Consider the following 9,322-nt stretch of genomic DNA (forward strand, 5'->3'; position numbering starts at 1 on the left):
GCGTACCGGGGGTCAGGCCGGATGAGGGCGGCCTACCGGGGTCAGTCGGAGATGAGGCCGGCCTACCGGGGTCAGGCCGGGATGAGGGCGCGGAGGTCGGCGACGGCGACCTCCGCGAGGGAGGAGACGACCAGGCGGCCGGGCGCGGGGTCGATGGGCAGCAGGCTGGGCACGGCCACGACGGCGCACCCGGCCGCCGTGGCGGCCGCGACGCCGTTGGGTGAGTCCTCCAGCACCACGCACCGCACCGGCTCGACCCCCAGCCGCTCCGCCGCGGTCAGGTACGGCTCCGGGTCCGGCTTGGTACGCACGACGTCGCCCGCCGTGACGACGACGTCGAAGCGGTCCCGGCCCACGCTCTCGAGCACCGCGTCGGCGATCTCCTTGAGCGAGGAGGTGACCAGCCCGACGGGCACGCCCTCGGCCCGCAGCGCGTCGAGCAGCTCGGAGGCGCCCGGCATGACGCGCACGCCCTGCGACAGGCGCGTCACCATGCCGCCGGTCATCCAGGACGCCACCGCCTCGGGGCTCTCGCCGGAGCCGGACACGGCGAGCATGTAGCCGACCGTGCGCTCCATGGAGCCGCCGACGAGGTGCGCCTGGTGCTCGGGCGTCCATTCGGCGCCGAGCCTGGCCATCACCTCGGTCTCGATCTCCAGCCAGACCCGCTCGCTGTCGACCAGGAGCCCGTCCATGTCGAAGAAGACCGCTTCCAACCCTGCCCCCGTATCGGTAAGAACGGGGCGAAGGCCCTTCCGGCCCCGCCCCGGCGTCGGTGCGTACGGGGACCGAGCCGGGCCGGCCCTGCCCCCACGTCGATGTGCGCGGCGGCGGGATCGTCCGGATCCCGTCTCCGTGCCCTCGTGTGCCGGGCGGGCCCGCGGCGCCGTACGGCGGCGCGCCCGGCCCGCCGGTCAGACGTTGAAGTATTTGGCCTCTGGGTGGTGGGCGACGAGCGCGGAGGTGGCCTGCTCGGGGTGGAGCTGGAACTCCTCCGACAGCGTCACCCCGATCCGCTCCGGGTCGAGCAGCTCGAACAGCTGCTTCTGGTCCTCGAGGTTGGGGCAGGCCGGGTAGCCGAAGGAGTAGCGGCAGCCCTGGATGTTGACCTTGAGCATGTCGTCGAGCGACTCCTCGCCGCCGATCCCCCACTCCGCGCGCACCCTGGCGTGCCAGTATTCGGCCAGCGCCTCGGTGAGCTGCACCGACAGGCCGTGCAGCTCGAGGTAGTCGCGGTAGGCGTCCTTGGCGAACAGCTCGGCCGTGGCCTCGGAGATCTTCGAGCCCATGGTGGCCACCTGGAAGCTGATCACGTCGACCTCGCCGGAGTCCTTCGAGCGGAAGAAGTCGGACAGGCACAGGTGGCGGTCACGGCGCTGGCGCGGGAAGGTGAAGCGGGTGCGCTCCTTGCCGTCGTCGTCGAGGATGATGAGGCTGTCGCCGTCGGAGACGCACGGGAAGTGGCCGTAGACGACGGCCGCCTCCAGCAGGCCCTCGGTCTGCATCCGCTCCAGCCACATGCGCAGCCGCGGCCGGCCCTCGGTCTCGACCAGCTCGTCGTAACCGGGCCCGTCGCCGCCCCTGGTGGGCTTGAGCCCCCACTGGCCGAGGAACAGGGCGCGCTCGTCGAGGAAGGCGGAGTATTCGGCCAGCGAGATGCCCTTGACGACGCGGTCGCCGTGGAAGGGCGCCCTCGGCACGAGGTTGTCGGCGGCCACGTCGGAGCGGGCGGGCAGCGCCTCGACCGGCGTGCGGGTCAGCACGGCGCCGGTCTTGACCCGCCGCTCGCGCAGCGGCGGCAGGGTCGCCCCGGCCACGCCGCGCTTGACGGCCATGAACGAGTCCATCAGCCGCAGCCCCTCGAACGCGTCGCGGGCGTAGCGCACCTCGCCCGCGAACACCTCGGCCAGGTCCTGCTCGACGTAGGCGCGGGTCAGGGCGGCGCCGCCGAGCAGCACGGGGTAGCGCTCCGACAGGCCCCTGGAGTTCATCTCCTCCAGGTTTTCCTTCATGATGACCGTCGACTTCACCAGCAGCCCCGACATGCCGATGACGTCGGCCTTCTGCTCGTCGGCGGCCTCGAGGATGGCCGAGACCGGCTGCTTGATGCCGAGGTTGACAACCTGGTAGCCGTTGTTGGACAGGATGATGTCGACGAGGTTCTTGCCGATGTCGTGCACGTCGCCCTTGACGGTGGCCAGCACGATGCGGCCCTTCGTCTCGCCTTCGACGCGGTCCATGTGGGGCTCGAGGTAGGCCACGGCGGTCTTCATCACCTCGGCCGACTGCAGCACGAACGGGAGCTGCATCTGCCCGGATCCGAACAGCTCGCCCACCGTCTTCATGCCGTCGAGCAGCACGTCGTTGATGATCTCCAGAGCGGGGCGCTGCGCGAGCGCGCTCTCCAGGTCGGCTTCCAGGCCCTTCTTCTCGCCGTCGATGATGCGCCGCTTGAGCCGCTCCCACAGCGGCAGCGCGGCCAGCTCCTCGGCCTTGCCCGCGCGCATGGCGGCGGCGTCGACGCCCTCGAACAGGTCCATGAACTTCTGCAGCGGATCGTAGCCCTCGCGGCGGCGGTCGTAGACCATGTCGAGCGCGACCTGGCGCTGCTCGTCGGGGATGCGGGCCATCGGCAGGATCTTGGAGGCGTGCACGATGGCGGAGTCGAGCCCGGCGTTGACGCACTCGTTGAGGAAGACCGAGTTGAGCACCATGCGGGCGGCCGGGTTGAGGCCGAAGCTGATGTTGGACAGGCCCAGCGTGGTCTGCACGCTCGGGTAGCGGCGCTTGAGCTCGCGGATGGCCTCGATGGTCTCCAGGCCGTCGCGCCTGGTCTCCTCCTGGCCGGTGGCGATGGGGAAGGTGAGGCAGTCGACGATGATGTCCTCGACCCGCATGCCCCAGTTGGCGGTCAGGTCGTCGATGAGGCGGGAGGCGACGCGCACCTTCCACTCGGCGGTGCGGGCCTGGCCCTCCTCGTCGATGGTCAGCGCGACGACGGCCGAGCCGTGCTCGCGCACGAGCCGCATGATCTTCTGGAAGCGGGAGTCGGGGCCGTCGCCGTCCTCGTAGTTGACGGAGTTGACGGCGGCGCGCCCGCCGAGCATCTCCAGACCGGCCTGCAGCACCGCGGGCTCGGTCGAGTCGAGCATGATCGGCAGGGTGGAGGCGGTGGCGAAGCGGAAGGCCAGCTCCTTCATGTCGGCCACGCCGTCGCGGCCGACGTAGTCGACGCACAGGTCGAGCATGTGGGCGCCGCCGCGGGCCTGGTCGCGGGCCGTCTCGACGCAGTCGTCCCAGCGGCCCTCCAGCATGGCCTCGCGGAAGGCCTTGGAGCCGTTGGTGTTGCAGCGCTCGCCGATGGCCAGGTAGGAGGTGTCCTGCCGGAACGGGATGGTCTGGTAGAGGGAGGACACGCCGGGCTCGGGGTGCGGGCGGCGGTGCGCGACCGGCCGGCCCGCCGGCGCCTCGTCCTCGCTCGCGGGCTCGCCCCCGGCCAGCGCGCCGACGCGCTCGACGACCTGGCGCAGGTGCTCTGGGGTGGTGCCGCAGCAGCCGCCGACCAGGGACAGGCCGTAGTCGCGGGTGAAGGTGTGGTGGGCGCCGGCCAGCTCCTCCGCCGAGAGCGGGTAGTAGGCGCCGTCGGCGGTCAGCACCGGCAGGCCCGCGTTGGGCATGCAGGACAGCTTGAGCCGCGAGTGGCGGGCGAGGTAGCGCAGGTGCTCGCTCATCTCGGCCGGGCCCGTCGCGCAGTTGAGTCCGACGATGTCGACGCCGAGCGGCTCGATCGCGGTCAGCGCCGCGCCGATCTCGGAGCCGAGCAGCATGGCGCCGTTGGTCTCGATGGTCACCTGCGCGATGATCGGCACGTCGCGGCCCGCGTCGTCGATGGCCCGCTTGGCGCCGATGACGGCGGCCTTGACCTGGAGGAGGTCCTGGCAGGTCTCGATGATCAGCGCGTCGGCGCCGCCCGCGATCAGGCCGGCCGCGTTGTCGCGGTAGGCGTCGCGCAGGCTCGCGTAGGGCATGTGGCCGAGCGTGGGCAGCTTGGTGCCCGGGCCCATGGAGCCGAGCACGAACCGGGGCCGGCCGGGCGTGGACCAGTGGTCGGCGGACTCGCGGGCGATCCTGGCGCCGGCCTCGGAGTATTCGAAGACCCGGTCGGAGATGTCGTATTCGCCGAGCGCCGCGAGGTTCGCCCCGAAGGTGTTGGTCTCGACGCAGTCGACGCCCACGGCGAAGTACGCGTCGTGGACGCCGCGCACGATGTCGGGCCGGGTGACGTTGAGCACCTCGTTGCAGCCCTCGTGACCGTGGAAGTCGTCGAGGGTGGGGTCCTGGGCCTGCAGCATCGTGCCCATCGCTCCGTCGGCCACGATGACGCGCTGGGACAACACTTCTCGGAAGGACGGGGAGATGCTCATGGGGTAGAGCTTATCGGCTGCGCCTCGGGAACCGTTCGACCGTTCCTCGTCCGGCAACCGCCCTGCTTGAGTGTAGCCCCGGGCGGTCCGCGGTCCCCATGCGACCGGTCGTAGGGCTATTGTGCCGACTGTCAATTGAACTCGGCGTCCAATTGGGGTCTCCATGACCTACCGCACCGTGCTCGTCGGCACCGACGGCTCCACCTCCTCCTTCCGCGCCGTCTCCACGGCGGCGTCCCTGGCCGCGGCGACCGGCGCCGTCCTCGTCCTGGCCTGCGCGTACCTGCCCATGCGGGAGAGCGAGCGCGCGGCCGCCGCCGACCGGCTCGGCGACCTCGCTTACAAGGTGGGCGGCTCGACCCCCGCCGACGACGCCCTGCGCGCGGCCCGCCAGCACGCCGTGGCGGCCGGCGCCCTCGACGTCGTCCTGGCCGCCGAGCGGGGCGACCCGGTGGACGTGCTCATCTCGCTGGCGGCCGGGCATCGCGCCGACCTGCTCGTGGTGGGCAACCGCGGGCTCAACAGCCTGGCCGGGCGGCTGCTGGGGTCCGTCCCCTCGGGCGTCTCGCACCGCGCGGGCTGCGACGTGCTGATCGTCCACACCACGGACGGCGGCCGCTGACGGCACGCGCGCCGCGCACGCCCGTGCGGCTCCCCTCTGACGTCGGCCCCAGGTGCTCCCTGGGCCCCGGGCCGGGTGCGCGCGCGTGCACCCGGCGTGCCCGGGTACGTCCCGGGGATGACCCCTGCGTGGTGTGCGCCCGCGTTCGTCCCGCCGATGGATGCTGTATGCGCGTGCGCCCGCGTTCACCCCGCACGCGCGCGTACGCATGTGCGTGCGGGGGTTGGTACGGGCTTCCCCCGCCCCGCCGGCGTGCCCGCGACCGGCCGGAAACCGCCGGTACGTCGGGGCGCGGGCGTTCGGACGGAGATCGGTGACGCTGACGCCTGCTTACCGCATAGGCTTAGCGGGATGGTTGAGAGAGGAGGCGACACGTGATCGAGTTTGAAAGGCTCCCCGAGCTCGTTGACCCGGTGCTCATAGCCGCGTTCGAGGGGTGGAACGACGCGGGCGAGGCCTCCAGCGGTGTGGTCGCCCATCTCGAGTCCGCCTGGAAGGCCGAGCCGCTGATCGCGCTCGACCCCGACGACTACTACGACTTCCAGGTGACCCGGCCCGTGGTGGAGATGACCGACGGGCTGGCCAACTCGATCGTGTGGCCCACCACGCGGCTGCTGCGCGCCCGCCCGCCGGGCGTCGAGCGCGACGTGGTGCTGCTGCGCGGCATCGAGCCCAACATGCGCTGGCGCTCCTTCTGCGCCGACATCATCGAGGCCTGCCGCGAGCTCGGCGTCGAGCTGGCCGTGATGCTGGGCGCGCTGCTCAACGACTCGCCGCACACCCGCCCGGTGCCCATTCTCGGCGGCGCGACGGACGAGACGCTGGCCCGCTCGACCAACCTGGAGCTGAGCCGCTACGAAGGCCCGACGGGGATCGTGGGGGTGCTGCAGCACGAGTTCGGCCTGGCCGGGCTCGACGCCATCTCCCTGTGGGCCTCGGTGCCCCACTACGTCGCCCAGCCGCCCAACCCGAAGGCCACGCTCGCGCTGCTGCGCCGCCTGGAGGACGTGCTGGAGATCCCGATGCCGCTGGGCGACCTCGACGAGGAGGCCCGCGCATGGGAGCGCGGCGTCGACGAGCTCGCCTCCCAGGACACCGAGGTGGCCGAGTACGTCAAGGAGCTCGAGGAGCGCAAGGACGCCGCCGAGCTGCCCGAGGCCAGCGGAGACGCGATCGCCGCCGAGTTCGAGCGCTACCTGCGGCGCCGGGACCGCGACACTGACAGCTAAAACTCAGGGAATAAGAACTGACATTTTTTCGCGGTTTCGGGTAATAATCGGTGACCGTACAAGATTGCATCAAGCTGGGACTCCAGACCCCGGCTCCGCACGTGAAACGAGAATTTCCCTCGGCTTCGCGCCGTGTTGCCTGCTTCACCTACCGCGCACGTTAGGCACGCCATGGCGACTTCCCATGTGGATCCGCATCAGAGAAGTCAGGACACCAGGCGGCGCATCCTCGAGATGGCCGTCTCGATCAGGGAGGACCGCACCGGCGGCTCCGTGGATCACTTCCTCGCGCTGCTCCAGGACCGGCTCCCGCTCTGGCTGAGCATTCTTCACGACCTTTCCGCTCGCATCGGGAAAGGGCACGTAACAGACAATCTCCTCCCGGTCGCCCGAGCGGGGATCAACTATTACATGGAGGTGCAGGGCGCGGCGCTGCCCGCGTTCACCTCGCCGAACGTCACCGTCCGCTTCCGTAAGGCCGTCCGCGACACCGGGCTCGGACCCCGCACGGAGACCGCGCCCCTGGCCGACTATCTGGCGGCCGAGCAGCGGCTGGGGCGGGTGGGGCCCGGCGTGGACCCGGAGGCGAGCGCGCGGCTGCTGATCGCGGGCTGCTTCCACCGGGCCTACATCGAGATGTTCGTCGGCCCCGACGAAGGGCCCACGATCGAGGACAGCGCCCTGGAGATCGTCAGAGAGCTCCGGCTCGAACCGGTCCCCGCATAGCCGAACTGCCCGGAAAGGGGCTCAGAGCACCCCGGCCCCCCGCGCCGGCGGAACGCGCACGGGCCCCGTGGCCCGGCGGGCGCGCAGAGCCTCCTCGTAGCGGTGCCAGACCAGCGCCGCCACGTCCTGGTCCGCTCCCAGCGGCTCGCTGACCAGGTCCGCGCCCGCCGCCGCCAGCCGGTCGTGGAAGAAGCCGGGCGCGAGCACGTACGAGGCGATCGCGACCCGGGCGGCCGGGGTCGAGCCGAGCCGTTCCATGGCCTCCTCCAGCGACGGGCTGCCGGCCGAGGCGAAGGCCGCCGTGACGGGCCTGGCCAGGCGTACGGCGAGCCGGTGGGCGGCGGCGCGGACGTCGGCGAGCGCGGCGGGGTCGGAGGACCCGGCCGCGCCGAGCACGACCGCGTCCGTGGAGCGCAGCCCCGCCCGCGCCAGCTTGCGGACCAGCGCCGTGGTCAGCAGCCGGTGCGGCCCCAGCCAGCCGGCCACGACGGCGTCGGGGCGGCGTTCGGCGATCACTTCGGGCAGATCGATGTGGACGTGGTAGCCGCCCGCCAGCAGGAGCGGGACCACCACCACGGGGCCGCGGACGGCAGGCAGCACGTCGGACAGGAGCGGCGAGCTGATCTCGAGGTAGCTCAGCTCGACGCGGCGCCCGGGGTGCATCCTTCGTACCGTTTCCGCCAGGGCCGCCAGGGTCTCCTCCCCCGCGGCGCTGCGCGTGCCGTGCGCGGCCAGGACGAGTGCGGGCGTCACAGTCCTGCCTCGTACAGGCAGGCGAGCCGGTAGCCGCGCTTGACCACCGTCTCCACGATCCCGCTCGGTCCGAGGGCGCGGCGCAGGCGCGTGATCGCCATCTCCACGGCGTGCTCGGCGGAGTCGCGGGCGATGCTGCCCGGCAGCACGGTACGCAGGTCGGCGCGCGAGACCACGTGGCCGGGCTTGTCGGCCAGGCGCTTGAGCACCGCCATCGGGGCCGGCGGCAGCGGCCGCAGCTCCCCGTCCACCACGACCGCGTGGCCGCGGATCTCCAGGCGGTGGTCGCCCGCCACGAGCTTGGTGACGCCGTGCTCGGGCAGGTGCCGGGCCAGGGCGCGGGCCAGCGCGCCGAGCCGCGAGCGGTCCGGCTGGAGCGTCGGCACCCCGCGCGAGGTGAGCGGGTCGGCCGTGACGGACCCCACGCAGGCGGCCACCACGGAGCCGCTGAAGGCCGCCAGCAGCGCGTCCTCCAGCCCTTCGGCCCGCGCCGCGCCCAGCATGGCCTGCACGGCGGGCGCGCTGGTGAAGGCCACCGCGTCCACCGAGCCGCTGATGGTCTGGCTGATCAGGCGGCGCAGCGGCGCGACGTCGCGGTACGGCAGCCACCGGTAGACCGGGATCTCGATCACCTCGGCCCCCGCCGAGCGCAGGTCGGCCACGAACTCGCTGAGGGGCTCGCCGTGCTGCTGCACCGCGATGCGCCGCCCGCGCAGGTCCTGCGCGAGCAGGTACTCCTTGACCTCGGAGCAGGACTCGGTGGCGGGGGTCCAGTGGTCGTTCAGCCCCGCGGCCCGCACCGCTCCTCTGGCCTTGGGCCCGCGGGTCAGCAGCCGCGCCTTCGACAGGTGCTCGCCCAGGTCGGCCGACAGCCCCCAGCCCTCGGCGGCGGCCATCCAGCCGCGGAACCCCACGCCGGTGGTGACCACCACGTCGTCCACGGGCTCGGCCAGGCTGAGCCGGGTGGCGGCGAGCAGGTCGGCGTCCTCGGCCAGCGGCACCAGCCGGATCGCAGGGGCGCTGACCACGCGGGCGCCGCGCCGCTCCAGCAGCGCCCCGAACTCCTCGCGCCGCCGCGTCGCGGTCACGCCGACCGTGAAGCCCGACAGGGCGTCGGGCGCGGTCTCCGGAGACGGGACGCCCTCCACGGGAAGCGCGCTCATGCGCTCCCCCACGCCGGCACCACAGCGCCGGCTCCGATCGTCGACTCGATACGCTCGCTCACGGACACCTCCAGGTCGTATCTCGGCCTGGCCGGGCCCCGAGCACCCGGCCAGGCATCACAGGCGTCTGTGACGCAAGTGAGATCACCCTCCGATACTGCTTTCGGGTGGTTTCACTCCTGGGTCTCCTCTGTTACCGCTGTGCTACAAGGCAGGACCTTCGCGGTTGGCGGGACGCGGTCGAGGGAAACGTTCAGCATGACGACGCGGCCTATCGGGGAGTTTCGGGTGACGGTCCGGCCTATTCGCGTGTTCGACGATCCGGTGCTCCGCTCGGTGGCGGCGCCCGTCCAGGACTTCGACCGGGAGTTGCGGCTCCTGGTGAAATCCCTGACCGCCACGATG

General features: G+C 72.2%; 7 protein-coding genes. 3 read left to right on the forward strand and 4 right to left on the reverse strand.

Annotated features, from left to right (window positions below; genetic code table 11):
* Positions 1-71: 71 nt before the first annotated feature.
* Entirely contained in the window at positions 72-716 is a 645-nt protein-coding gene (locus ETD85_RS56580) for an HAD family hydrolase (protein ID WP_138698107.1), read from the reverse strand.
* A gap of 198 nt (positions 717-914) precedes the next feature.
* On the reverse strand, positions 915-4,424 hold the full coding sequence (gene metH / locus ETD85_RS56585; RefSeq protein ID WP_138698108.1) for a methionine synthase: 3,510 nt from the start codon (positions 4,422-4,424) through the stop codon (positions 915-917).
* A 163-nt stretch (positions 4,425-4,587) separates the two neighbouring features.
* On the opposite strand from metH, the gene ETD85_RS56590 reads away from it, so the two are divergent.
* The 3 genes from ETD85_RS56590 to ETD85_RS56600 all read left to right on the forward strand — a co-directional run bounded on the left by ETD85_RS56590 (position 4,588) and on the right by ETD85_RS56600 (position 7,001).
* Positions 4,588-5,046 (forward strand): universal stress protein, encoded by a 459-nt coding sequence (locus tag ETD85_RS56590; RefSeq protein ID WP_138698109.1) that lies wholly within the window; start codon positions 4,588-4,590, stop codon positions 5,044-5,046.
* A gap of 374 nt (positions 5,047-5,420) precedes the next feature.
* A complete protein-coding gene (locus tag ETD85_RS56595; protein WP_138698110.1) occupies positions 5,421-6,275 on the forward strand; it encodes a PAC2 family protein in 855 nt (284 codons plus the stop codon).
* A gap of 234 nt (positions 6,276-6,509) precedes the next feature.
* A complete protein-coding gene (locus ETD85_RS56600; RefSeq protein ID WP_138698111.1) occupies positions 6,510-7,001 on the forward strand; it encodes a hypothetical protein in 492 nt (163 codons plus the stop codon).
* A 21-nt stretch (positions 7,002-7,022) separates the two neighbouring features.
* Here the strand turns inward: ETD85_RS56600 and ETD85_RS56605 are convergent, their stop codons facing one another.
* Both ETD85_RS56605 and ETD85_RS56610 read right to left on the reverse strand, forming a co-directional pair.
* Positions 7,023-7,754, reverse strand: coding sequence for a sirohydrochlorin chelatase (locus ETD85_RS56605; RefSeq protein ID WP_240780072.1), 732 nt, complete (start codon positions 7,752-7,754; stop codon positions 7,023-7,025).
* Positions 7,751-8,917, reverse strand: a complete 1,167-nt coding sequence (locus ETD85_RS56610) for a uroporphyrinogen-III synthase (RefSeq protein ID WP_138698112.1) — start codon at positions 8,915-8,917, stop codon at positions 7,751-7,753. Before ETD85_RS56610 ends, ETD85_RS56605 begins: the two co-directional genes overlap by 4 nt.
* Positions 8,918-9,322 lie beyond the last annotated feature (405 nt).

This window comes from Nonomuraea zeae (assembly GCF_005889725.1).
Lineage (GTDB): Bacteria > Actinomycetota > Actinomycetes > Streptosporangiales > Streptosporangiaceae > Nonomuraea > Nonomuraea zeae.

Bases quoted from the DNA above. Each gene is read 5' to 3' on its own strand.
- ETD85_RS56600 (WP_138698111.1), top strand. From the start codon at position 6,510: ATGGCCGTCTCGATCAGGGAGGACCGCACCGGCGGCTCCGTGGATCAC.
- ETD85_RS56590 (WP_138698109.1), top strand. From the start codon at position 4,588: ATGACCTACCGCACCGTGCTCGTCGGCACCGACGGCTCCACCTCCTCC.
- metH (WP_138698108.1), bottom strand. From the start codon at position 4,424: ATGAGCATCTCCCCGTCCTTCCGAGAAGTGTTGTCCCAGCGCGTCATC.
- ETD85_RS56610 (WP_138698112.1), bottom strand. From the start codon at position 8,917: ATGAGCGCGCTTCCCGTGGAGGGCGTCCCGTCTCCGGAGACCGCGCCC.